General features: G+C 52.3%; 20 protein-coding genes and 3 pseudogenes. 11 read left to right on the top strand and 12 right to left on the bottom strand.

The features are described from left to right. Positions 1–83 precede the first annotated feature (83 nt). From IQ22_RS17850 to IQ22_RS17840, 3 genes and pseudogenes are all read right to left on the bottom strand, one after another. Positions 84–3,623 carry a DUF6531 domain-containing protein gene (locus IQ22_RS17850; protein WP_145144503.1) on the bottom strand — a complete coding sequence of 1,180 codons (3,540 nt, stop codon included), beginning with the start codon at positions 3,621–3,623 and terminating at the stop codon, positions 84–86. A 66-nt stretch (positions 3,624–3,689) separates the two neighbouring features. Beyond that, the gene (locus IQ22_RS17845; protein WP_145144501.1) at positions 3,690–4,121 is read right to left on the bottom strand and encodes a DcrB-related protein; all 432 of its coding nucleotides are present in this window, start codon (positions 4,119–4,121) and stop codon (positions 3,690–3,692) included. A gap of 21 nt (positions 4,122–4,142) precedes the next feature. Next, a pseudogene (locus tag IQ22_RS17840) lies at positions 4,143–6,107 on the bottom strand (type VI secretion system Vgr family protein). Positions 6,108–6,347: 240 nt separating this feature from the next. Here IQ22_RS17840 and IQ22_RS17835 point away from each other — a divergent pair. Next, positions 6,348–6,929, top strand: a complete 582-nt coding sequence (locus IQ22_RS17835) for a hypothetical protein (RefSeq protein ID WP_145144499.1) — start codon at positions 6,348–6,350, stop codon at positions 6,927–6,929. 190 nt (positions 6,930–7,119) lie between these two features. Here the strand turns inward: IQ22_RS17835 and IQ22_RS17830 are convergent, their stop codons facing one another. After that, a complete protein-coding gene (locus tag IQ22_RS17830; RefSeq protein WP_145144497.1) occupies positions 7,120–7,842 on the bottom strand; it encodes a TorF family putative porin in 723 nt (240 codons plus the stop codon). 327 nt (positions 7,843–8,169) lie between these two features. Continuing rightward, positions 8,170–9,039, bottom strand: a complete 870-nt coding sequence (locus tag IQ22_RS17825; protein WP_145144495.1) for a DUF6279 family lipoprotein — start codon at positions 9,037–9,039, stop codon at positions 8,170–8,172. Between the two features lie 267 nt (positions 9,040–9,306). Here IQ22_RS17825 and IQ22_RS23355 point away from each other — a divergent pair, with 267 nt between their 5' ends. Continuing rightward, positions 9,307–9,450, top strand: coding sequence for a PA1414 family protein (locus IQ22_RS23355; RefSeq protein WP_167654184.1), 144 nt, complete (start codon positions 9,307–9,309; stop codon positions 9,448–9,450). 417 nt (positions 9,451–9,867) lie between these two features. Here the strand turns inward: IQ22_RS23355 and IQ22_RS23350 are convergent, their stop codons facing one another. The 3 genes from IQ22_RS23350 to IQ22_RS17815 all read right to left on the bottom strand — a co-directional run bounded on the left by IQ22_RS23350 (position 9,868) and on the right by IQ22_RS17815 (position 10,999). Beyond that, entirely contained in the window at positions 9,868–10,017 is a 150-nt protein-coding gene (locus IQ22_RS23350) for a hypothetical protein (protein ID WP_167654183.1), read from the bottom strand. 85 nt (positions 10,018–10,102) lie between these two features. Then, positions 10,103–10,711 carry a hypothetical protein gene (locus tag IQ22_RS17820; RefSeq protein WP_145144493.1) on the bottom strand — a complete coding sequence of 203 codons (609 nt, stop codon included), beginning with the start codon at positions 10,709–10,711 and terminating at the stop codon, positions 10,103–10,105. A gap of 78 nt (positions 10,712–10,789) precedes the next feature. After that, positions 10,790–10,999, bottom strand: coding sequence for a cold-shock protein (locus IQ22_RS17815; protein ID WP_145144491.1), 210 nt, complete (start codon positions 10,997–10,999; stop codon positions 10,790–10,792). Between the two features lie 221 nt (positions 11,000–11,220). Here IQ22_RS17815 and IQ22_RS17810 point away from each other — a divergent pair, with 221 nt between their 5' ends. Both IQ22_RS17810 and def read left to right on the top strand, forming a co-directional pair. Next, the gene (locus IQ22_RS17810) at positions 11,221–12,057 is read left to right on the top strand and encodes a CvfB family protein (RefSeq protein WP_145144489.1); all 837 of its coding nucleotides are present in this window, start codon (positions 11,221–11,223) and stop codon (positions 12,055–12,057) included. A gap of 13 nt (positions 12,058–12,070) precedes the next feature. Beyond that, positions 12,071–12,604: a peptide deformylase gene (gene def, locus IQ22_RS17805; RefSeq protein WP_145144487.1), complete on the top strand. Its 534-nt coding sequence runs from the start codon at positions 12,071–12,073 to the stop codon at positions 12,602–12,604. 7 nt (positions 12,605–12,611) lie between these two features. Here the strand turns inward: def and IQ22_RS17800 are convergent, their stop codons facing one another. Both IQ22_RS17800 and IQ22_RS17795 read right to left on the bottom strand, forming a co-directional pair. After that, positions 12,612–13,232: a DsbA family oxidoreductase gene (locus tag IQ22_RS17800; RefSeq protein WP_145144485.1), complete on the bottom strand. Its 621-nt coding sequence runs from the start codon at positions 13,230–13,232 to the stop codon at positions 12,612–12,614. Positions 13,233–13,256: 24 nt separating this feature from the next. After that, positions 13,257–13,712, bottom strand: coding sequence for an NUDIX hydrolase (locus IQ22_RS17795; RefSeq protein ID WP_145144483.1), 456 nt, complete (start codon positions 13,710–13,712; stop codon positions 13,257–13,259). A 326-nt stretch (positions 13,713–14,038) separates the two neighbouring features. Here IQ22_RS17795 and IQ22_RS17790 point away from each other — a divergent pair, with 326 nt between their 5' ends. From IQ22_RS17790 to IQ22_RS17780, 3 genes are read left to right on the top strand one after another with little or no spacing between them, the layout of a single operon-like run. After that, complete coding sequence (locus IQ22_RS17790; protein ID WP_145144481.1) at positions 14,039–14,938, top strand: hypothetical protein; 900 nt, start codon at positions 14,039–14,041, stop codon at positions 14,936–14,938. A gap of 2 nt (positions 14,939–14,940) precedes the next feature. Next, positions 14,941–15,378, top strand: coding sequence for a phage holin family protein (locus IQ22_RS17785; RefSeq protein WP_145144479.1), 438 nt, complete (start codon positions 14,941–14,943; stop codon positions 15,376–15,378). Continuing rightward, positions 15,375–16,253 carry a DUF3618 domain-containing protein gene (locus tag IQ22_RS17780; protein WP_145144477.1) on the top strand — a complete coding sequence of 293 codons (879 nt, stop codon included), beginning with the start codon at positions 15,375–15,377 and terminating at the stop codon, positions 16,251–16,253. The genes IQ22_RS17785 and IQ22_RS17780 overlap by 4 nt, the downstream gene beginning before the upstream one ends. 536 nt (positions 16,254–16,789) lie before the next feature. Here IQ22_RS17780 and IQ22_RS17775 read toward each other — a convergent pair. Beyond that, a complete protein-coding gene (locus IQ22_RS17775; protein ID WP_208733666.1) occupies positions 16,790–17,338 on the bottom strand; it encodes a putative periplasmic lipoprotein in 549 nt (182 codons plus the stop codon). Between the two features lie 273 nt (positions 17,339–17,611). Here IQ22_RS17775 and galU point away from each other — a divergent pair, with 273 nt between their 5' ends. Next, positions 17,612–18,442 (top strand): UTP--glucose-1-phosphate uridylyltransferase GalU, encoded by an 831-nt coding sequence (gene galU, locus IQ22_RS17770; protein WP_145144475.1) that lies wholly within the window; start codon positions 17,612–17,614, stop codon positions 18,440–18,442. A gap of 125 nt (positions 18,443–18,567) precedes the next feature. Next, on the top strand, positions 18,568–19,929 hold the full coding sequence (gorA, locus tag IQ22_RS17765; RefSeq protein WP_145144473.1) for a glutathione-disulfide reductase: 1,362 nt from the start codon (positions 18,568–18,570) through the stop codon (positions 19,927–19,929). Between the two features lie 48 nt (positions 19,930–19,977). On the opposite strand, the pseudogene IQ22_RS17760 reads toward gorA, so the two are convergent. Then, positions 19,978–20,997 (bottom strand): annotated as a pseudogene (locus tag IQ22_RS17760) (bile acid:sodium symporter family protein). A gap of 81 nt (positions 20,998–21,078) precedes the next feature. Here IQ22_RS17760 and IQ22_RS17755 point away from each other — a divergent pair. Together IQ22_RS17755 and IQ22_RS17750 are read left to right on the top strand one after the other, a co-directional pair. Further along, a pseudogene (locus IQ22_RS17755) lies at positions 21,079–21,870 on the top strand (AraC family transcriptional regulator). A gap of 10 nt (positions 21,871–21,880) precedes the next feature. Next, positions 21,881–22,507, top strand: a complete 627-nt coding sequence (locus IQ22_RS17750) for a trimeric intracellular cation channel family protein (RefSeq protein WP_145144471.1) — start codon at positions 21,881–21,883, stop codon at positions 22,505–22,507. Positions 22,508–22,547 lie beyond the last annotated feature (40 nt).

Here is a 22,547-nt window from a genome sequence, read left to right as displayed (position 1 = left end):
GGCTTTTTCTAAAACTATCGTAGATACAAGCAGACATAAGTGAGAGGCGTAATGATTTCTGCCTAAGAAGCCTTTAGGGCTTACTATGATTTTCGTCTGTCGCTAGGAAGTTGGCTCAGATAAGCCTTTACCAACGGATGCGTGAGAGGCTTCTCAGAATACAGGTGGACAAAGTAGGGTAGAGCTCCCTGTTCGTAGATATACAGGCTATGCAGATCCGCTTTTTGCTCTTGCAGCAGGCGCAGGCCCTGCCAGAGGAAGCGGGTGGTTTCGGTCTTGCCTTCTGTTAGGACGTGCTTGGTAATGCGGCGGCCCAGGCAGTCGTATTCGTAAGTGGCTTGGATGAGCGAGTCATGGCCGCGGTAGGTTTCGGCTCTAACCAGGCGGTTTTCACAGTCGTAGATAAAACGCTGATAGCCATTGGAGCTGTGCCGCTCGCTGACATTGCCCCACGCATCATAAGTGAGGCGCAGGTCTTTCCAGGCCTTGAGGCGGTTGTCCGGGCTCAGGGCCTGAGAGCCAGTCAGGTTGCCGGCAGGGTCGTAGCCAAAATCCTCATTACCGAGCTGCGAGTGGTGCGGTTCGCGGCTGCGCAGTTGGCCAATGGCATCGTATTTATAATCTGTAATGCCGCGGTGCTTATCAGCCTGCCGCAACAGTTCGCCTGCCTTGCTGTACTCATAGCGTCGATGGATCAGCGTGGCGGGATGTTCAGGATGGCCAAGCAGGCTGTTCTTTTGCTCGTTGAGTTGCGAGAGCTGTTCATGCGGCAGTTGAATGGCGGCTTGCCAGCGTTTACGGCCAAAACTGTCGTACCCAAAGCGGCTGGTCAGGCTGCCCTGGGTGCGCAGGGTCTCTCTGTGTAGAGGGTCACGCTCGAAGTCGCTGATCAGCAAGCCGTCGAGGTTTAGTTGGTGCAGATGACCGCTGCCATAATAGAGATGATTGAGTGTGCGGCCATCCGGTAGGCTGAGTTGGGTGAGGTTGCCTAGCGCATCGTAGGTGTAACCTAGTGCGCCTAAGGCTGACTGTTCCTGTACCAGGCGGCCTGCCTTGTCGTAGCTGAAGCGGAGAGCATCGGGCTGTATACCCAGCGCTTTACCCTGCTCGCTGGGCTGCCTTTCGATGGCTAAGACCCGATCCAGCTTGTCATAGGTGTAGTCCAGGCGAGCATCCTGGGTCATTTTGCTGAGTAAACGACCTATAGCGTCGCGCTCAAATTCGCTGGAGCGTGTCTGGCCTAGGTCAGTAGTGTGCTCATCCATGCGGACCAGTGCACCAGCTACGTTGTAGTGGAAGCGACGGCGCAGGCCGTCTATACGAGCTTCTTCTACCAGGCGGTCAGCTGAGTCATAGGCGAAGCGATAGGCTGCCCCGTTCTCGTTTACCAGGGCAGCCAGACGCAGCGCCTGATCATAGTGGTAACAGACGCGCTGGGCTTTGGCGTCCTTGCGCTCTATAGGCAGGCCGCGAGCGTTACGAGTGACGCTTGTTGTACGCTTATCCGCATCGGTATGGGTAAGTAGCTGCCCAAGCGCGTTATAGGTATAGAACTCTGTACTGCCATCAGGATGTTCGACGCGAAGGACTTCGCCGTCGGGTTTACGATGCAGTCGGGTGGTTTGGCCAAGCGCGTTGGTTACTGCAGCAAGATGTAGGTGCTCGTCGTAGGCATAGTGGGTGCGGTTGCCTGAGCAGTCCTGATGCTGTGTGACTTGGCCAAGAGCGTTCCACCAGTAATAGGTGTTATTGCCTAAGGCGTCCGTTACGGTATGGGCTAAGCCATTATCGGCACTAAGATAGCGAGTAATGGCGCCAAGCTCATCCGTCTGAGCCAACAGGCTGCCTGCATTATCGTATTTCCAGGCAAGTTCACTGCCATCAGGCTTCGTCAGTGCGGTAAGAAATTCAGTATTGAGATGATAAGTATAGCTTGTAGAGCGCCCCAGAGGGTCGGTGTCTTTGACTAGTCTTGAAAAGTTATCGTATTCAAACGTTAACGTATTGCTGTCAGGTAGCGTTACATCCGTTATGTTGCCCGACTCATCTAACGTAATGTGGTATTGCTCACCGCCAAAGTCCTGGCCAAAAGTAACACGGCGGTTGTCGTCATAACGAATAATGGCCTTGCGATTTAACGTATCAATAACATAGGTCGTGCGACGCTTCAGATCATAGCTAAAGCTGTAGCGCTCACCGTCACTGGTCCAGTGCTCTGTTACTCGCAGGCTGCCGTCCGGGAATGTGCCCCACCGATAGTGACATACCAAACCCAGGGCATTTTCATGCGCGACCATTAGGCCTTGGTCATAGCCAAAGCGCCGACTGGTAACCCCATTGCGATTAGTAACGCCAACGAGTTGATTCTGCGCATCGTAGAGATAGCGAACAAGGGTCTCTACCGGCTTGCAATCCTCGATGCGCTCTACACGTACCAAGCGGTTACCCGCTTCGTTGTAGCAGAGATGCACACGCATCATGCTTTTTGAATGAATATCGGTCAGCTGACCTTCTCGGTAGGTAAGCGACAGGTAATTACCATAGGCATCTTCGATACGTTTGAGCGGAGCGGGCGTGCCATCCTCTGGTAGGTCTCCAAAATAGAGAAACGTACAGTCGAGGGTCTGCAACAGGTAATGACCCCCCTCGGTACAGACAACGGTAAGCTGCTCCGCTGGGTAAAAGACTCGCTCATTGGGCTTTAGCAGTTCGAGCGGAACCTCCCGGCCCTGGTTATCCCTTAAAACCAGACGATCCTTCTCGCGCCGTAGACTTTGCTCCCAGGGCAATACCCAGCCGCGCCCGAGCAAACCTTCATGGTCGATGTCACTGGCATAAAAGCGTGCCCAATGAATAGGCAGCAGACCGGGAAGGGCAAAATCGATCTCACCGTCTTCCAGCAGTAGTTTACGGCCATTAACCGCGTCAACTGGGTGACCAAACAGTGCACCAAAAGCACGCGTTAATACCGGGGCCGCTACTGCTCGTGTAAACGCCTCGGAAGCGGCAAAAGTGGCCGCAAACTTGAGTGCACACGGCATGACAGCTTTCAGGCCATTCTTGGCTGCCATTTTCACGAGACTGCCGATACCGCCACCTAGCGCCATCAGAACATCAACTGTGGTACTTAACCATGCCGGTACTTCGTCATCTATAGGTAGATAGGTCTGGGTTTCGGCGCCGACATTGACATTGGGTGAGCCGGAGTTAATCGTAGCGCCACAGGTAAGTTGATCACCCTTACGGGCAGCAGGAAGACCGTTGATGAAAACCTTGGCTGAGCCTTGGGCAATTTGCGGAGGCTTGCTGTGTTTTTCACAGACGCCTGTATCGGCCTCAACACGTGCTGCCGCCAAACCATTGATAAAAGTATTGGGCGATCCGGAAATAATCCCTCCGGCAGGGGTGCTTATACTTCTCCCAAGGGTTTCACCAATGGCTGTAATACCCGCTCCGCCAAAACCTGCTAACACGCCCCACAGCAGGGCGACACCAAAGCCGCAGGTAGCGGTTGCCACCGCCACCCCTACGACAAGGGCAATACCTATTGCCGCTCCGGCAAGAAAACCGCCTAAAGCGCTGGTATGAACGATCTCGTCATCGATCCGTGCGGCTTCGTACACTTGACTTCTCCCTGTCACACGGCGCGCCGTGTCGATTAAAACCTGCTGCTGACCTACTCTCGCAAACTAGCGAGACGGGCTGAAACTACTAAGAAAATCGTTCCACAACGCGTCTTGTTCTGTCGTAAACGGTGTCTGCCCACTGGCGGTAAAAACAAGGACACGCTCTGGCGCTATAAGAAAGGCAGCCTGGCGTTGATATACATCCTTGCCGTTTGCCTTGTACTGCGCATCGATCTGAAGGCCCTGCAGAGGGGCGCTCGCGGATAGCATGGCCGACTTACTATTCAGCCGTTTGTACTTGGCCAGCTTTGCAGCGATCAGCTCAACCTGTCGCTCGACATATTCACTCAGCGCTTCGTCCGCGGGTTTAGTGTCGCGGGATACCGTAAGGCTAAAGGGAAATGGTGCAGTGTCACCTGGTACGAACACATTGATCGTGCGGTCCTGGAAACCCGCTGGCAGTGTCAAACTGCCCTCGTTGATTTGATAGCTCATGGGATTTCTCGAAGGTTTGAATTAGAGGGGAAGAGAGCCGGAACCATTACTGGCGGATTGAGGGTTAAATATGGCGTCGACCTGGGCATCAATAGTCGCTTTCACTCCCTGTCCTTCAGGAGATGTCCCTGACTGGCCGCCCGGCGCATTAATGTCAAGATTTCCGCCCGTATTGAGTTGGCCTGCACCGCTCGCACTTATATTGAACTCAACGCAGGAAATATTGACGAGGCCGTTGGCATGCATCTCGAACACACTCTCGCCGCAGACCAGGCGGATGCTTTCGCCCGCCTCGATCAGGTACGTTGAGCTGACACTATCAGCCTTTGAGCCACCCACCAGAAGCTGGTCGTCAACCTTGACGATACGCATGCGGTTCTGGCCGATCACTACCGTTTCGTCCTGGTCGATGGTTTTGGTGCGGTCTACGCCTACGGAATGGGTCTCACAATTACCAACCTCTATGTCCATGTCACGCTGACCGTGCACATAGATCTGTTCGGCTCCGGCCTTGTCTTCGATGCGTAGCTCGTTAAAACCATTACCGCCAGGAGAGCTCCTGGTCTTGAACACTGTCAGGGTTTTGTTTGCCGGCAGGTTGTAAGGGGGCCGATTCGCGGCGTGATGCAGGCAACCGGTAATCAACGGCTGGTCAGGGTCGCCCTCTAAAAACGTCACCAATACTTCCATGCCGATGCGAGGAATGGTGACGGCGCCATAGCCTTCATGCGCCCAGTTGCTGGCCACACGCAGCCAGCAACTGCTGTGCTCGTTCATCTGGTCCAGTCGATCCCAATGAAACTCCACTCGGACACGCCCGTATTCATCGCAATAGATTTCTTCGCCGGCAGGGCCGGTAACGATAGCGGTTTGGCTGCCCTGGATTTTGGCTTTGCCGTGGCGAAGAGCAGGGCGGAACAAGACATCCCAGGGCGTTGCTGTAAAAAAGTTGCGATACCCTTGCTGAAAGCCGTCCTTTTCTTCCGTTTGGTTTGAAACGGACTCTTCAAGTACCTGGGGCTGCTTGCCCTCATAGGTCAGCGTTGTCAAAAGCCACAGGTCGTTCCAATCACTACGGGGATGTTCGGTGAGCGGCATGAATTAGCCGGTTTTCAGGGCTGTCAGGTCGCTTTTGCCGCAGGCTACCTGAGCGTCGGCCTGATGTCGCTCTAGTGCGCGCTGGCTGAGATGTTTGCCTCGGGCGCGATCAGTGAACTGCCCGGGATAATCGTAATCCTCAAGCTCAGGTGCTGATTCTCCAGTATGGGAGGCTTCCATGGTGAGCTTGGGTTTTTCGAAGTTGTAATCCCGGCGGGTGACCTTTGTAGTGCGAGTCTCTACCTGCACGCCGAATTTGCGGACAACCTGGTGATCGGCCACCATGCCGGTGTCTTGTTGGTACACCGCTGGGGTGAGTTTGGGAAAGCTGGTCTGATCGTCACCAAAGACAACAACATGCTCGGTCTTGGTGTGCTCGAAATGGTAATGAATGCCTTCTTCTTCACAGAGCCGGTTGATGAAATGAAGATCTGTTTCATCGTACTGAACACAATACTCGCGCTCTGGATAGGCCGAGCCTAGCTGAAAGCGGAAGGCATTCGATAGGATGCCATGTTCCTTCAGAACCGCCCCGATGATGTCGGGTACCGCCTGGTGTTGGAAGATCCGCTGATTATGCCGATGACCAAGATAATGCAGATGCGGCACCAGCGTAATGCGATAGCGGGTCATGCGCTTGCCTGACTCGTCCTAGGCGGCGCTATAGACCAAGCCATGAAAGCCCTCGCCATAAGGATCGATACTTAGAAAAGCAGGCTGGTTGAGTAAGGATCCAAGCTCAACGTCTGGCTTTTCACTGATGAGCTCGATATCAAATCGATAAGCGCAGTTGGGTGCTTCATGGCCTTGGAATTCCAAGACCTGAAAGTCATGGGAGACGCCAGGAATATCAAGTGAAAACTGGGTTTGGTTGGCTGGTGAAAACATCCTGGTTCCTTAACTTCCTTGTCTGGTAGGCCAAACAGGGAGCGTAATCTAGCCCCTTAATCAGAGCAGATTAAACGCAAAGAACTGGCAGAATCTTGCGCAGTACGGCTTCTATTTCGGATGTGCTTGGTTAGGGTTTGAAAAATCAGAACCCCTTCTGCTTTTCGCCAACCCAACACAGACAGCTTGCTCAATTACCTTACTATTGCGCCGCTTTGCCTGCTCTAGTAAGGGGTTTTTATGAATAAATGGATTTACGCACTTGCGCTTGTATCAGCTGTTTCCACAAGCGCTAAGGCGGCCGAGTGTAAGTTTTCTCCTCCCAGCGTTGTGATGCATGCGTCTGTTCCAGCTGCTTCTCAGCGTCTCGCTCTTGCGGGGCCTAACCGACTTGAGCTGGGCTTGGGTCAGACGCCTGCTATTCTTTCCCACAGCAATGGCGTACTGATTGCCAAGTATGGCAACGGCGCTATCCTCTCCAGCCGTCAGTTGAGTATTTCAGCGGTGCGCTCCGAAATAGATGGCGCTCTGTCGTTGCCTGACTTTATACGTCTCGTCTTTCTAGGCGATGCCCCCGCAGCCAGCAGCAAGGATAAACTGGAGGCGCAAGCCGTACGCGATGGGTTGAGCCTGGAGTGCAGTCAGCCTACTTATAGCCAGCTCGATAATGTTGATCTGTTTGGTTATACCCAAACGCGCGTAAGCGGTGATCGCTACCATGGGTATTACATACTGGACGGCAACGTTGTTCATTACATCGATATCCGAAGCACGGACGCGTTTGCTAAACACATTATCTCAACACTGCACAAAAGGAATTGATGCGTACTTCTTAAGAGAGTGGCTGAGCACGTGGTTTTTGTACGTGTTATTACCGAGCACAGTATCGGTGCCTCAAGCAGCTTTCCAAAAAAAGCTTGCCGAGTGAATAAGTAGGGTTTTTAGGTTAACGCCTGCTCCAAGGGCGTTGCCGGTCGTACTGCCTGATCTGTTTCAGGCCGTACGACTTTGATTAGAAGAGCGGATGGGAGGCGCGAAGAAGCAGGGCGGTATCGCAATAGGCGTTATGCCCTGAATAGGACGTGCAGTCTTCTCCACGCAGACTGGTCCCGGTATAGGAAAAGTTAAATTGTGCCTTGGCCCAGGAGCGGGACAAGTTTACTGACCAGTCATTGTAAGCCTGAACCATTTCGCCATTCGCCAGGGTCAGTGGATCGTCCAGCCTATGATTCCCATAACGCATTGAAAGGCCTATTCCCAACAGCGGTGTTGTACCAAGATCAGCATATACCGACGTATCACGGCGCCCCGGGTCGTTGGAAAAAGCCGCACCCAGACGCGTACCAAAAAGACTTATTCCCGAATAAAACTCTCGGGAAGGGTCGACGTCCTCGGTGATATGCTCATAGTTGATCAAGCCAAATTCATAGCCGTAACCGCTACCGGAAAACTGGTGTTTGTAACCGGCATAGGTATCCATTTCGATGGACAGGTCGTCGGCGGACGTGCCGGAGTTAGAGGTCCATTGACCAAAATACAGGCCGTTCTGGTGCGAAAGATCAAGCCCGCCGTCAAGCGAGCCTTTGGACGGAGTAACCAGGCCCTGAGCCATACTGCGTATCTGGGTAGTACCCAGTTTAAGGTCGAATTCGCCTAATTCGCGTTGTAAGGTCTGGGCCGAGGCGGTTTGGTAAAAGACCGCCAATGTCAGTAGAAGCCAGAAGGATCGTGGCATGGGTTTCACTCCTCTCGGTTTAGGAGCGGCGATTGCTCAGCAGCCCGTTTGAGGCGGGCAAACAGCCAGAGGCCAAAGCAATGCCTGATGTCAACGTGCATCCATGGTTGATCAGGTAGTTAAAAAGTAAAAAACATTATCCGTTCAAGCGTTTCGGCTTGCTCGGTAGTTATTATCGTTATGGGGGTAGGCGGCTAGGACATATGCTTCAGCCGACCGGACGAATAATAACGTGTCAATATCGATTGAACAGGTCATTCGTCAGATGAACTTCTCAGAAAATTATTAAATTAGTATGAATAGTTCATGTATCTTCTGAAGAGTTCCCTAAAACGACTTATTTTTATCATCGCATCGATAAGGCTGTAGATCGCTTTGCAGCTCGGTTAGCCGATCAATAGTATGCTGCCGTTGTAAGGGCGAACGCATTGTTAACAGTTCTGCTACAAGCTGGGCGGTAAGTGTTTGGATGCGAGAGAATTCACGCTGGTAAGTGGCGGTCCAGAAACGTTCACGATTTTGGAGCAGGGCGGTAAGGCGCGAGGGAAAGTCAGCACTGGTACGCTCAGTCAAGGCCATGTGCAATTCCTTTTGCCAATGGGTCCGGTTGTCTAGCCAGACCTTGTTGTGATCGCCCAACTGCACGGCCCATTGCAGGATACGGGCTTGCTGTTGCTCAGAGAGCGAGCCCAGCCAGAATGTCATGCGGTCTTTCATGCGCTCCGACCGCTCATGAATTTGCTCTCCCCGGGAAGGGCTTACGTGTTTTTTCCGTAGCTCTTCAAGATCCTCATGCAGCTTGTTGTTGAGATGAGCAACCTGCTGATCATTCAAGCCTTGTAACAGAGTAATCGCTGTGGGAGTGATCTCTAGCGCTATAGCGTCTACCGCTCGCCGTGCTGTGGTGATCTGCTCAAGAATAACGTCCGTAGAAACGGAACTGGCTTGAGCGAGAGGTTTCATGTGCTCCATCCACTCAATGTAGCGGGGGAGTTCCTCGCGGCAGTGCCATTGCAAGTGCTGCGATATAGCAGTATCGAGCCAGCGGCGTTGCGTACTGTCTAGGTCTAGATAGTCGTCGACATACCAAGGAGTGAGTGTGTCCAAGTGCTTGTAGGCAAAGCCGATTCGATTACAGGCAGTAAGAGCTAAAAGCACAAGGATGACAAAAGGCCAGAAGATACGCATTGATCGCATAGGGCACCCATGGTCAAAACGATAAACGTCCAATCGATTCATAGGCATTGGAACATCAAGCTACGCAGCCTATCCCGCGCCCAGCGTTTTACTTGTATTGAAATACGGTGTTACGCCTGCGCCTCTATTCTGTGAATTGAATACGCTGTACAAGACTCAATATTGTTACGTACCTGCCGATAGAAAATTTGAAAGAGGGTTTCAAGCAATTTTCCGGCATGCTCGTAGTCAGTGAAGTATGAGCAGTAGATCTTGAGGAGATCGGTCATGAAAGAACGTATGCAAGAACTAGCAGCGAAACTTCTTGAGGTGCTAGGTTTAGCTGACCAGCCCCGTTTACAACCTATTCCTGTACGCAGCCGCGAACAAGAACGCTTGGCTGCCGAGCGCCGTCGTCGCGCACGCCGTTGAGGTTCCGCTTCACTGTGCCGCTTGATGTACAGTGACCGCCAACGTGCATCGCCATTGCTTGAATTCTTATAGTCGTGGCGATTGCCTTTTGAATCCGCTCATGCCGCAATCATAGGCGTCTTGATTCATCCCTTCCATCGTCAGTCGTTTGAATGAGTGACATTGTTTGTCTGTTTATTCCAGGGATTAGCGTAAGGCTGCCTTGAGTCCTCTCTGGTATTTGCTTCTTTAAATAAGTCCGCTGAAGGAAACTCTCTGTCAAAGGACTTGGGTTTAGCAAATTATCACTCGACGTAAGGCTTGATAACGTTGTTTACGTACTGAGGGACGTCACGAGGCAGGTTATTGGAAGATGAACTTGCTAAATTCTGGGCAGGGATTAGGTAGGCCAAAAAAGGGCGCTTTAGCGCCCTTTTTTTAATTATATCCCGTGGCGTCTTTAGAGCGGTCCGGGCTATTGGGTGATGGTGGAGTGCGAGTTGAGTCGACTTGGGCATGCTCAGTACGCCGAGGCTTCTCGGAGCTGTCACGTTTTTCGTTTTCGGCGTTACGGGTTTCTTCAGCCATGGTACACCTCGCGAGACGTTGATAGAGACTATGCCTTTCATGGGACTAGGCTCGTCCATGGCCGTTCAACTTTTCGGTCAGGCGGTCAGCGAATCAATTGCAGTTCAGGCCGGTCGGCGATCAGGGTTTTAAGCAGTTCATTTACCTGTCGATTAAACGCGTCATTGATCGCGTCGGCTGTTGTATGTTTCATCAGGGGGAGGAACCAGATACCCATCCAGGTACTAACCGTTTCTTCGTTACGGTGCTGTCCTAGTGGTACTAATGACGGGGCCAGCAGTTCTCCAGTCATCGTGTAATGGTCTTTGGCCACGCCAGGTACAATAAACAGTGTTGTGCCGGTAATGAGTCCGCTGGCAACTGAGCCGAGTAGAGAGCTGTGGTTGTAAACCTTGAGCTTGAGAACATAATCGCCGATTTGTCCGGGCTCAGGCGCCAGGGTGATGTGGCTGAAAAGCTCCGATGCCGCTAGCGCCTTGATCAAGGCCGGTTCCAGGCCTTCCCGGACGATAGGAATAGAGCGTGCGCCTGTTTCTCCCGGCGTGCCCCGGTAAAAGTTAAATTCGACATGCAAGCCAGGCTTGATCGTGTGCTCTGTGGCTAGAGGTAGTGGTGTAACAGCTACCTGATGGCCTGGAAAAGCGGCACACCCCGTCAAGGCCAATAAGAAAAGCATCCATAAGCGGCGCGCCATGAAATGTTCCTTTTTCAGGTTTTTAGCTCATAAAAAAAGCCCAGCTTTTCAGCGGGGCTTTTTTGAGTGGTCAATTGATCAGACCACCTGTACCTCATCAGCCTGCAGACCTTTCTGGCCCTGTACGACCAGGAAAGAAACGGCCTGGCCTTCTTTCAGGCTCTTGAAACCGTTGGTCTGGATAGCGCGGTAGTGAACGAACACATCCGGGCCGCTCTGGGGAGTGATGAAGCCGAAGCCCTTTTCATCGTTGAACCACTTGACGGTACCCGTTTGGCGAGTAGACATGGATTGCTCCTTGAACAAAGTTGACATCGGCTCTGGAACCGCCCAGGCCGCGACTGAGTGCAAAGAGTCACCAATACTAAGCTTACGGTACACGTGCAACACAGTGCAGGCACTGTAACTCGCCCGTATGTTTTGTCCAGCACTTTTCAATTGGTTTTTATGGTTTATCGGTTGAGCAGTCCCCGGCGGGTTATCATATTAGCTTCATCATGAGGTGTCGTATGGCTTTGATTGGGCGTTTCAACAGTTTACAAATCGTCAAGCAGACGGATTTCGGCCTGTATCTGGATGCAGGACAGGAGGGCGAAATCCTGTTGCCCAATCGCTATGTTCCTAAAGACGAGCCAGCGGATATCGGCGATTGGCTGAATGTTTTTGTCTATCTGGACAGCGAGGACCGGGTCATCGCTACAACGCAACGGCCCAAGGTCCAGGTAGGGCAGTTTGCTAGCCTTAAGGTTGTGGATGTCAGTCGAATTGGTATTTTCCTCGACTGGGGATTGCCCAAAGATTTGCTGCTGCCACACTCTGAGGAGCGGCGTCCCTTGCAGGTAGGCGATTATTGCGTCGTCTATGTTTATCTTGATCCGCGCAGTCGCCGTATCACAGCCACGGCACGGCTGGATCGTTACCTGGATACCACTCCCGCTGCGTATACGCCTGGGCAGGCAGTCGACCTGCTGATCGTGGAAAAGACTCCCATGGGCTTCAAGGCTGTTGTTGAAGGTAAGCACTGGGGGCTTCTCCATAACAACGAAGTTTTCAAGTTCTTGCGCAGCGGTATGAATGAGCAAGGGTTCATTAAGGAAGTTCGCCCGGACGGTAAAATCAGCCTGTCGCTTCAGCGTCTTGGACGTGAGGCAACTGATACCTTGAGCCAGACGATTCTTGGTTTGCTTAAGGCGCGTCAGGGCGTCCTGGAAGTGAGTGACAAAAGCTCGCCTGAGCTCATCAGTCAGCTGTTTGGAGTTAGCAAGGGCGCGTTCAAGAAAGCGATTGGTGGGCTGTACAAACAAGGTCTGATTGTTATTCATGACGACAGGATCGAACTGATCTGAGCAGGAGAAACAGATGATTCGTGAGCTCTTGAGAATGGGAGATGAACGCCTGCTGCGTGTCGCTCAGCCCGTGCCGGCAGACATGCTGGGAAGCCATGCTTTAACTACGTTAGTAGCTGACATGTTTGAGACGATGCAGCAAGCCGGTGGAGTAGGGCTGGCCGCACCCCAGATTGGTGTGGATCTGCAACTGTTTATCTTTGGGTTCGATAGGAGCGAGCGTTACCCCGAGGCACCAGCTGTGCCAAAGACTGTGCTGATCAATCCTGTTATTACGCCTCTCTCAGAAGCAATGGAGGCCGGGTGGGAGGGATGCCTGTCTATTCCTGGGCTGAGAGGCATGGTGGATCGCTATAGCCAGATACGCTATGAGGGGCTTGACGCTGAAGGCAATCGCATCGACCGTGAGGCGGAGGGCTTTCATGCTCGGGTTGTACAGCATGAATATGATCATCTAATCGGACGACTGTACCCATCGCGTATTACCGACTTTTCCAAATTCGGCTTTACCGATGTACTGTTTCCAGAGCTTGCTGGCGCTAAATAAGCGAACCTCAGGCTATCCTGTCGATAGCGGCTATCAACTGTTCGAGGCTGAGTGCGCCGCTTAACGCTTCGGCTTGCTCTAGTGGTTGTCCGGCAGGACGGATCAAAAGGGTTGGGACGGCAGTGATACCCAGTCGGTGAGCCAAGGCTTCGTCTGCCAGGACTGACTGAGTATGGTGGCCCTGTTCAAGTGCTGTAGCTAGGGCATCGGTATCCAGAGCCTGTTGGGCGGCTACGTCCAGCAGGACATCAACATTGCCAATGTCACGCCCTTGTTCAAAGAAGGCCTGGAATAGTGCGCGATGACAGTCATCGAATCGGTCATGACGCCGGGCAAATTCAACCGCCTCCAGTGCTTTGCGACTGCGAGGCTGTACCGGCGGAAGCCTTAGGGGTAACTGACGTTCTTCAGCCATTGGATACACCACGCGTGCCCAGGTGGTTCGAAGGTAGTGACCGTCGGGCTCAAGCGTGGGGATCGGTTCAGGTCGCAGCTCAAAGGCATGCCAGGTCACGATCAGCTGCGTCTCGTAGCGACTCTTGAGGGCGTCCACTACGGGAAGCTCAAGGTAGCAAAAAGGGCAGACGTAATCGCTCCAGATATCCAAATGGATTAACGAAGTAGACATGGTAGCGTGCATCATGGCGAATACTTACTGAGGTAGACCCAACGCATGTACGTTCGGTTCGCCGGGCTGCTCATTCTCTATACCGTATGTGTTCAGGCAGGGCAGGACCTGGCTCAGTAAAGGCGCCAGGGGCACTGAGTGGAGCTGATCGAGTGGAAGCCACACCAGCTCTTCCAGTTCGGCTGCTACCGCAACGGCAATATTTGGCAGGCGCACCTGGTAAAGATGCGCATCGATAGCGGTATCAGGCTCGTTGGCTGCCGGGGCCTGGAAACGTCCCAGCCATTGATAGGCTGAGGAGGACAGGCGTAGGCCCAGTTCCTCAAGCAGTTCGCGTTCAAGCGTTTGCTCCAGAGGCTCTCCCGGCTCTTGCTTGCCGCCAGGCAACATGAAGAAATGTGTACCGCGCTTGCGTACCAATAGCAGTTCGTCAGCAGCATTGAACAGGCAAGCTGCCGCAATGCTCAATACAGAAGTCATCTTGTGATGTCGCTCCAGAGTTTTCCAAGAGCATCGTATTGTCCAAGAAAGGGCGTCCAGCGCCTACCCAACGTTTCGGCTGGATTGATGTTCGTCTAGAAATAATCTCAAAACGTTTCGTCTCGTCCTTTTATCCTGCAGGAACGCCGTATTTATAGGCTAAAAATGCCGACTATCGTCAATCTCACCCTCTTGACAAAATCAAAACGAACTCGTCTGAGCCGCTGGGGTCACCTTATTAACGCGCAGTTTTACCGGGTTGTACTGACCGCTGCGCTTAAAGGCCGGATTTGTTCGGCAAAACGTAAAAATGGTGGGACCAAGCGATGACTACACCCTACGAAAGCAACACTCGAGAAAGCCAGCACCGAGGCATTCCCTCTGCGCAAGAGCAGTCGAATGCGTTGCAGGGCAAGGCGAAGCAGGTAGCGGAAAATGCCAAGATGCAGGGTAAAAGCCAGATTGATCGTTATAGCGATCAAGCGGCTAATGAAATCGAAACCGTTGCCAATAGCATCAAGGCAGCTGCCTCAGAGTTGAATGACAATGACCGGGCTGGGCTATCAGGCTACGTATCGAACCTGGCGCAGAGCATGGTAGGCCTTGCCGATACATTGCGCGGCAAGAGCGCCGATGAGCTGATTCGTGAAGCTAGCCGTCTTGCACGCGAAAACCCTGCGCTGTTCTTGACCGGTAGCGTGGCCATCGGTTTTGGGTTATCCCGCTTTGCCAAGGCCAGTAGTCGCTCCTCTTCATCTGTTTCGTCTGATTCCGAGATGCCTACGTCATCAAACATGTCTACGTCACCCAGCATGACGGAGCGCGATTCGGCCGAGTCTGGATCAATGGGTGGATCTGGAACGACGCGTAAGGCAGAGGGCATGGGTACTTCCAGTGGTCTTGACCATACTGGCATGGCCTCCTTTGACAGCTCTGGTACAGCGCCGAGTGGTTCCTCTGGGGTGGGTGCTTCTACAACAAGTAGCACTTCCGGTATGGCTGGACAAACCAGCACACCCATCGTGGCGGAAGTTGAAAGTACTTATGAGAAGACCACCACGGTCATTCCTGAGGGAGATACCAAACCTATGAGTTCGGTGGTGCGTCCTGCATCCACATCAGATCTGGCAGATACACCCGCTTATGGTTCTTCCGCATTAGATAAAGACAAGAATGCCTCGTCCAACCTGGGCGGTAGCAAGAAGGACACCACTGGAGGTTTTTAACAATGAAAGAGCAACCGAACCTGCGTAACGCTTATGAAAATGAGCAGGCCGAGATTGATTCGAACTCAACATCCATTGCGGGGTTAGTACGCCAACTGACTCGTGAAGTGCCTTCTCTTTTCACCAAAGAGCTGGCGCTGGCTAAGGCCGAAATATCCGAGGCGCTTACTGCGACCAAGGCAGGTGCTATTAGCATGGCATCGGGCGGTATCGTTCTCTTGGCCGGATTCATTATTCTTTTGCTTTCGGCGGTGCTTGGTCTGAGTCAGGTCGTGGAGCCCTGGCTGGCGGCCCTGATCGTAGGGGGCGTTGTAGTCGTGATTGGCTTGGTAATGGTATCTGCTGGTAAGAAAAAGCTAGAGCCTGCTTCCTTCAAGCCTGAGCGCACAATCAACAGCATGCAGAAAGACAAAGAAGCTGTTAAGGGGAAAGTAGCATGAGTACCGAAACCCAAAACCATGTCAATGACGAAGCGCAAAAAGATCCTGCTACGCTTGAACGCGAAATTGATCAGCAGCGTGCTGAAATCAGCGGAATCGTTGATGCACTTGAAAATCGCTTATCTCCCAATGAATTAATAGATCGGGTGATGACCTATGCCAAGGGCAATGGTGGCGAGTTCGTAAATAATTTAGGCGCGACCATCAAAGCTAATCCTGTACCGGCTTTACTTACATCTGTAGGTTTGCTCTGGATGATGGTCGGACAGAACCGAACTCAGAATTACTCAAATATGGGAGTGGCTGCTAGTGGCTCTTCAACGGATTCGTTGCGTGAGAAGGCTTCCAGCATGGGCGGTTCTATGCAGGGTAAAACGTCCAGCTTGAGCGAAACAATGCACCAGAAGACCGGAAGTTTGAAAGCACAGGCACAAGGTGTAATGGATAAAGCTTCGCAACTGCGTGGTAATGCTTCAGGAACACTTGGTTCGGCCCGCCAAAGCATGAGTGATACTACACATGCTACGAGCGATTCTTTGCGTACCCACGCTACCAAGGCAAAAAGTGGTTTTCAGTACATGCTTGAAGAGCAGCCACTGGCCTTAGGTGTGATTGGCATTGCGGTAGGTGCTTTGCTGGGAGCCACGCTACCAACCACTGAGCGTGAGAATCGCTTGATGGGTGAGGCTAGCGACCGTATCACTGACAAGGCCAAACAAAAGGCTGAAGAAGGATATACCAAGGCAGCTGAAGTCGGAAGTGACTTGGCGGATCAAGCTAAAAATCGTGTAAAGGAAGAGGCGGGTCATGCATCAGCCTCGAATCAGGAGTCTTCGTCTGATTCCCAGCCTCAACGTGCTTCCCGCTCGATGTAATGGGCGTATATCGCTAGCGGCTTGCATTTAGTAAGCCGCTAGAGGTTTTCTTTTCTCTATTTGAAACTATTACCCACTCAAGTAAATACCCATTTATTGCTTTTCTAGGAACCGTAAATAATACCAGCCCAAAAGTAAGGGGGTGATTAGAAGTTTGGTATGCCTGTTACGAGTAGGAATGAAGTGGTTCTTATGAGGCTGCGAGGGTACGAAATAAATGTATGAATCCGGTAAGTGCGTATTAGGGGCTTAATCTTTAGGCTTTTTGTAATCGCTGGGAAAGAGTCCATATATCCAGATAAAAGAGGGGGCATGTCGTCTTTTGACGGCATCCCTATTTAGTTGGGACTGCATGTCTTAAAGGTATGTGGTCAGAAATTTTTATTGAATCAAAAGGGCTTTTAACAGAGCTGCGTAAGCGCCGAACTCAACAGCCAACGCACCGCTTGAGCGATAGCAACACATATAGGCATAGAGGGATCTGCGCCAGGCAGCCAGGGCAGCGTATCCGTATGCCTTTGAAGGCTTAGGGTTGCTTATTGAGACATGCTCGTAGAGGACATGTCCGCTTCGCTCGCTTCGGAATTTCCCGTTGTACCGCTCAATCGATCGACCAGGATCAACGCCTTCTCGAACGAAGGATAGCCGCTTTTGGCTACATCCAGTTCTCCATACTTATCCTTATAGGTCTCGGCCCGAATGGGGTCTGCCTCATCGACCAAGTACGGTTTGGAGTAGATCTGATACAGCAGGGCATATGCCAGGGGGTACTGCTTATTAGCCGAACGATCTAATAAGGTCAGAACATCCTCGGTTTGAGGGCCTTGCTTCATTAGGATGAGTGCCTTGTAAAACTCGATCTCCCCTATATTTTTTTCTTGGGGGCTGGCTTGTCGAGCAGCGCGAGTCAGCAAGGCATTGGCAAGTCTGAGATCATCCTCACCGCCTGCAACCACCAGTATTTTGGCCTGTAATAAATCATTCTGGAGCAATAGACGTTGCTCGTCCTCAGTAAGTGAGGGCGTATGGGCGGCACAACCCATCAATAGGGCGGACGTCGCCAACAGTGGAATCCATTTGTTCATATAGCTTTTCCGATTCCTTTTATAACTTTCTGAAGCGACAAAGCTTCGACGGGAATGATGCCAACGAGTTCACTACTCATCATATCCATTAAACACAAAAGTGAGTTCGATAGAACCGCCATAAGCTTTCATTGTCGGATGTCCCAACGCTCAGATCGAGCGCTTCTAGACGTCTATAAAACAGTCATTGAGCGCCTTCATTCTGAGCATTGTAACCTGACGAATGGCTGTTTAGACTGCCGTTGAATTGCTCCCAACGATCAAAGGACGCCCATGATCACTAAATGTTTGTTCCCGGCCGCCGGCTACGGCACTCGCTTTCTTCCTGCGACCAAGGCCATGCCGAAGGAAATGCTGCCAATCGTGAACAAGCCTCTCGTCCAGTATGCCGTTGAAGAGGCACTTGACGCTGGGCTCAAGCAAATCGCTATGGTTACCGGACGCGGCAAGCGCTCCCTGGAAGACCATTTCGACATCAGCTACGAATTGGAAAGCCAGATCAAGAATACCGCTAAGGAAAAATACCTGACCGGAATTCGCCGTTTGATCGACGAGTGCTCCTTCTCTTATACCCGTCAGATCGAAATGAAAGGTTTGGGGCATGCCATTCTGACCGGCCGCCCTCTGATCGGTGACGAGCCGTTTGCAGTAGTACTGGCGGATGACTTGTGTCTGAATCTCGAGGGCGATGGCGTACTTAAGCAGATGGTCAAACTGTACAACCAGTTCCGCTGCTCTATCGTAGCTATTCAGGAAGTACCCGCCAACGAAACGCACAAGTACGGTGTGATTGCCGGTGAAATGATTCGTGACGACATCTACCGTGTGAATAACATGGTTGAGAAGCCGAAGCCGGAAGATGCACCTTCCAACCTGGCGATTATTGGCCGTTATATTTTGACGCCCGATATTTTTGATCTGATTGAACAGACTGAGCCGGGCAAAGGCGGTGAAATCCAAATCACTGACGCGCTGATGAAGCAAGCTCAGGACGGTTGCGTACTGGCCTATAAGTTCAAGGGCCAACGCTTCGATTGCGGTAGTGCTGAGGGCTTTGTCGAAGCGACCAATTTCTGCTTCGAGCATGTGTACAAGGAGCTGTAATCTTTTCCTCGTATTGAACGAAAGCCACCTTCGGGTGGCTTTCTTGTTTTTACGCAACGGTAAGTTCGTCGGCGAAAGGTGGAATGCGTTAAGCTGATAGCCAGTGAAGCCGACTAGGATTCGTCATGACTTACGATTTTGATCTTTTTATTATTGGCGCCGGATCAGGTGGTGTGCGTACGGCGCGCTTTTCTGCCGATTTCGGCGCGCGCGTCGCAGTGGCGGAAAGTCGCTACCTGGGCGGTACTTGTGTCAATGTCGGCTGTATGCCGAAGAAATACTTTGTGTATAGCGCCTCGTTCCATGATGAGTTTCGCCAGTCCAAAGGCTATGGCTGGAGCGTCGAGGAAAAAGGCTTTGATTGGCAGAATCTGGTTGCTAACAAGGATCACGAGATCCGTCGGCTCAATGGTATCTACCGAGCTTTGCTAATCAATAGCGGAGTAACTTTATTCGAGGAGCACGCTCGCATCGTTGATGCACACACCGTAGAAGCGGGAGGTAAACGCTATACGACCGAGCGCATTCTAATTGCTACCGGAGGCTGGCCATCCGTGCCGGATCTTCCAGGGCGTGAACATATCATTACGTCCAACGAGGCGTTTTATCTTAAAGAGCTGCCTAAGCGCATGATTATCGTAGGCGGCGGATATATCGCCGTCGAGTTCGCCTCGATATTTCATGGTATGGGTGTTCAAGTTAGTCTCATGTACCGCGGCGAATTGTTCCTGAGAGGATTTGACATGGATGTGCGAGAGCACCTGCGTGATGAAATGCTCAAGCGGGGGCATACCCTGCAATTTAATGCCGATATTGCCAGTATCGACAAGAATAGTGATGGCTCGCTAAAGGTCACGCTGAAAAATGGCAGCATTCATGAAACCGATTGCGTTTTCTACGCGACTGGGCGACGCCCCATGTTGGATAACCTAGGGCTGGAAAATGTAGATGTCGAGTTGGACGCGCGCGGCTTTGTGAAAGTCGACGAGTTGTTCCAAACGACCGAGCCGTCTGTTTATGCCATCGGTGACGTAATTGGCCGTGTGCAGTTGACGCCGGTTGCACTGGCCGAGGGCATGGCACTGGCACGTAAGCTTTATCAGCCTCAATCCTATAAGCCGCTCAATTACGACCTGATCGCCAGTGCGGTTTACAGTCTGCCTAACGTCGGGGCGGTTGGCCTGAGTGAGGAGCAGGCTCGGAAGCAGGGGCATAAGCTCAAGATCTTCCGAACAACCTTCAAGCCCACCAAGCTGAGTCTGACGCAAGAAACCGAACGGACCCTCATGAAGCTGGTAGTGGATGCTGACACCGATAAGGTGCTAGGTTGCCACATGGTTGGGCCAGAAGCGCCTGAGCAGATCCAGTGTCTGGCTATAGCGCTCAAGGCTGGCGCTACAAAAAGCTGTTTCGACGATACTATCGGTATCCATCCTACGGCTGCAGAGGAATGGGTAACAATGCGTTCTCCAACGCGCGAAGACTGATAGCGGGTAGACCGCTGTTACGTAATACATAACAGCGGTCTTACTTTATCAGCGAGTGTCGGCAGCGCTCTTTGCACTATTTTTATTGAGGTTTGTGCCGTCATTCAGACGTGTATAGCGTTGAGCCAGAACAGCGCACACCATCAATTGAATCTGATGAAACAGCATGATCGGCAATAAGATCGCGCCGATGCTTCCTCCTGCAAACAGCACTTTGGCCATAGGCACGCCAGTGGCCAAGCTTTTTTTGGAGCCACAAAACACCACGGCAATTTCATCTTCCTTGCCAAAACCTAATCGGCGGGCCGTGTAACGCGTCAGCACAAGTGCCAGGGTCAGGATGACTGAGCAGACCACGACGAGGCCAGCTAAAGCTGACAAGGGCACCGAAGGCCATAGGCCTTCGATGATAGCCGCGCTAAAGGCTGTGTAGACCACTAGAAGAATCGAACCCTGATCAACAAACTTGAGCTTGGCCTTATGAGCATCGATCCAGGTGCTAATCCAACGACGCATGATTTGGCCTGCTATGAACGGTACGAGGAGCTGCAGGAAAATCTTGGCGATAGCATCCAGGGTTGACAGGCCATTTCCTGTGTTGTGAGCATCTAGTAAAAGGCCCACCAGAGCAGGGGTCAAGAACACGCCTATCAGACCAGAGGCCGAGGCGCTGCAGACGGCAGCTGGAACATTACCGCGCGCCAATGAAACGAAAGCGATTGATGACTGCACCGTAGCGGGTAGGGCGCAAAGGTACAAAACCCCCATATAAAGTTCGGGTGTTACTAGCGGAGATAGCAGCGGTTTAAGCCCCCAGCCGAGCAAGGGAAACAACACGAAGGTCCAGCTGAAGATTAATGCGTGCAAACGTCAATGCGTGATACCTGCCACGATTGCTGTACGGGATAGTTTGGCGCCATGGAAGAAAAACAGTAGGGCTATGGCAAGGTTGGTGACGATGTTCAGCACAGACGCTGCCATGCCCCGGCAGGGTAAAAAGCTAGCCAGTAAGAGCGCGCCGATCAGGTAGAGTGTGAAATTATCAGGTAAGAAGCGGGGGCGTGCCATAAGGCTTTCTCGGCAGTTGTTGACGTTTGTAAACACCTTACCGTTTAACGTGGTTACCGACTAACGAGAAAAAGGCTTTCAATGTCGTCTATCGGACAAGATCCGGCACTGCGCACACAGATTCCTTTGCTTACGGCTCTTCCTCGACCGGTTTATGCACGCGTCGAAAGCTTGGCTCGTGGATCATGGACGCCTTGGCACAGCCATCCGTGGGCACAGTTGTCCTATGCCATTACCGGTGTGTTATCTGTGCGTACACGTGCGGGCAGCTTTATCGCTCCCCCTCAGAGTGCGGTCTGGATTCCAGCTGGACTTGAGCATGAGGTACGCTCATCCGCTCAGGCGGAAATGCGTAGCCTCTATCTGGACGACAGTGTCGTGACTGGAGATACGAGCCGTTGTCGCGTACTGGAGGTAAGTCTTCTGCTTCGTGAGCTGATCCGGTTGTTCACGTCTTTTCCGCATGACTATGACGAAGCAGGTAGATAGGAGCGTCTGGTCCGTGTTCTGCTCAATCAGTTGGAAGCGGCACCGGAGATGGCGTTGTCGTTGCCGTTACCGCATGATCCACGGCTGCAACAGATAGGCGACAGCCTTCAGGTGCATCTGGACGACCCGCGTACGTTGATGGATTGGTCACGATGTTTGGGAGCTTCCGAAAAGACGCTTAGCCGTCTGTTCCAGCGGGAAACGGGGCTGACCTTTAGGGCTTGGCGGCAGCGTTTACGGCTCCTGAGTGCTTTGACGCTGCTCGAACAGGGCGACAGTGTAACTGCCGTGGCGTTGGGGTGCGGTTATGATTCGCCTTCCGCGTTTATTTCTGTTTTCCGTCAACAGTTCGGTACCACACCGGGCAATTTCTTCATGTATTAAGGGAGCCCGAATGGTCTCGTTGTTCTATCTGTGCGATCTCTTCGGTGTCGCGGTCTTTGCTATTACCGGGGCATTAATGGCGGGGCGCAAGGCTATGGATCTGTTTGGCGTATTGGTCGTTGCCATCGTCACGGCGCTAGGCGGAGGAACGCTGCGAGACGTTATTCTGGACCGTCATCCAGTCAGTTGGATCCGTGATGATACCTATATTTTGGTGGCTACCCTGGCCGCTGTCGGGACGGTTATCTGGGTGCGTTTAACCCACCCCATCCCTGAGCGTTTCTTGCTGATTGCCGATGCCTTCGGTCTGGCAGTCTTTACGGTAATCGGTACCGAGGCGGCCTTACAGCAACAGGTCCCGCTGAGTACCGCAGTAATCATGGGTGTCATGACCGGTGTGGCTGGCGGTGTAATGCGTGACATCGTTTGCAACGACATTCCGCTGATCTTTCATAAGGAAGTCTATGCTACGGCCTGCATCGTTGGTTCCTTATCGTTCATTGGCTTGAGCCGGCTCGATTTATTGCCTGGTTTGGCTACATGCCTCTCCATGCTGATCGTGCTGCTGATTCGGCTGGCTGCAATCCGTTGGCACTTGGCATTGCCACGCTTGCATTTGCTGGATCGGGAACGTTAAGCAAGGCTTTAATATGTTGCCCTTTCTCGTGTTCGAAGAC

The organism is Pseudomonas duriflava (genome assembly GCF_007830155.1).
GTDB classification, from domain to species: Bacteria; Pseudomonadota; Gammaproteobacteria; order Pseudomonadales; family Pseudomonadaceae; genus Chryseomonas; species Chryseomonas duriflava.
This window is presented reverse-complemented; position numbering and strand designations above follow the sequence as displayed.

Excerpts from the sequence above, each read along its gene's own strand:
- IQ22_RS17845 (WP_145144501.1), bottom strand. The coding sequence starts at position 4,121 with ATGAGCTATCAAATCAACGAGGGCAGTTTGACACTGCCAGCGGGTTTC.
- IQ22_RS17835 (WP_145144499.1), top strand. The coding sequence starts at position 6,348 with ATGAATAAATGGATTTACGCACTTGCGCTTGTATCAGCTGTTTCCACA.
- IQ22_RS17830 (WP_145144497.1), bottom strand. The coding sequence starts at position 7,842 with ATGCCACGATCCTTCTGGCTTCTACTGACATTGGCGGTCTTTTACCAA.
- IQ22_RS17825 (WP_145144495.1), bottom strand. The coding sequence starts at position 9,039 with ATGCGATCAATGCGTATCTTCTGGCCTTTTGTCATCCTTGTGCTTTTA.
- IQ22_RS23355 (WP_167654184.1), top strand. The coding sequence starts at position 9,307 with ATGAAAGAACGTATGCAAGAACTAGCAGCGAAACTTCTTGAGGTGCTA.
- IQ22_RS23350 (WP_167654183.1), bottom strand. The coding sequence starts at position 10,017 with ATGGCTGAAGAAACCCGTAACGCCGAAAACGAAAAACGTGACAGCTCC.
- IQ22_RS17820 (WP_145144493.1), bottom strand. The coding sequence starts at position 10,711 with ATGGCGCGCCGCTTATGGATGCTTTTCTTATTGGCCTTGACGGGGTGT.
- IQ22_RS17815 (WP_145144491.1), bottom strand. The coding sequence starts at position 10,999 with ATGTCTACTCGCCAAACGGGTACCGTCAAGTGGTTCAACGATGAAAAG.
- IQ22_RS17810 (WP_145144489.1), top strand. The coding sequence starts at position 11,221 with ATGGCTTTGATTGGGCGTTTCAACAGTTTACAAATCGTCAAGCAGACG.
- def (WP_145144487.1), top strand. The coding sequence starts at position 12,071 with ATGATTCGTGAGCTCTTGAGAATGGGAGATGAACGCCTGCTGCGTGTC.
- IQ22_RS17800 (WP_145144485.1), bottom strand. The coding sequence starts at position 13,232 with ATGTCTACTTCGTTAATCCATTTGGATATCTGGAGCGATTACGTCTGC.
- IQ22_RS17795 (WP_145144483.1), bottom strand. The coding sequence starts at position 13,712 with ATGACTTCTGTATTGAGCATTGCGGCAGCTTGCCTGTTCAATGCTGCT.
- IQ22_RS17790 (WP_145144481.1), top strand. The coding sequence starts at position 14,039 with ATGACTACACCCTACGAAAGCAACACTCGAGAAAGCCAGCACCGAGGC.
- IQ22_RS17785 (WP_145144479.1), top strand. The coding sequence starts at position 14,941 with ATGAAAGAGCAACCGAACCTGCGTAACGCTTATGAAAATGAGCAGGCC.
- IQ22_RS17780 (WP_145144477.1), top strand. The coding sequence starts at position 15,375 with ATGAGTACCGAAACCCAAAACCATGTCAATGACGAAGCGCAAAAAGAT.
- IQ22_RS17775 (WP_208733666.1), bottom strand. The coding sequence starts at position 17,338 with ATGAACAAATGGATTCCACTGTTGGCGACGTCCGCCCTATTGATGGGT.
- galU (WP_145144475.1), top strand. The coding sequence starts at position 17,612 with ATGATCACTAAATGTTTGTTCCCGGCCGCCGGCTACGGCACTCGCTTT.
- gorA (WP_145144473.1), top strand. The coding sequence starts at position 18,568 with ATGACTTACGATTTTGATCTTTTTATTATTGGCGCCGGATCAGGTGGT.
- IQ22_RS17750 (WP_145144471.1), top strand. The coding sequence starts at position 21,881 with ATGGTCTCGTTGTTCTATCTGTGCGATCTCTTCGGTGTCGCGGTCTTT.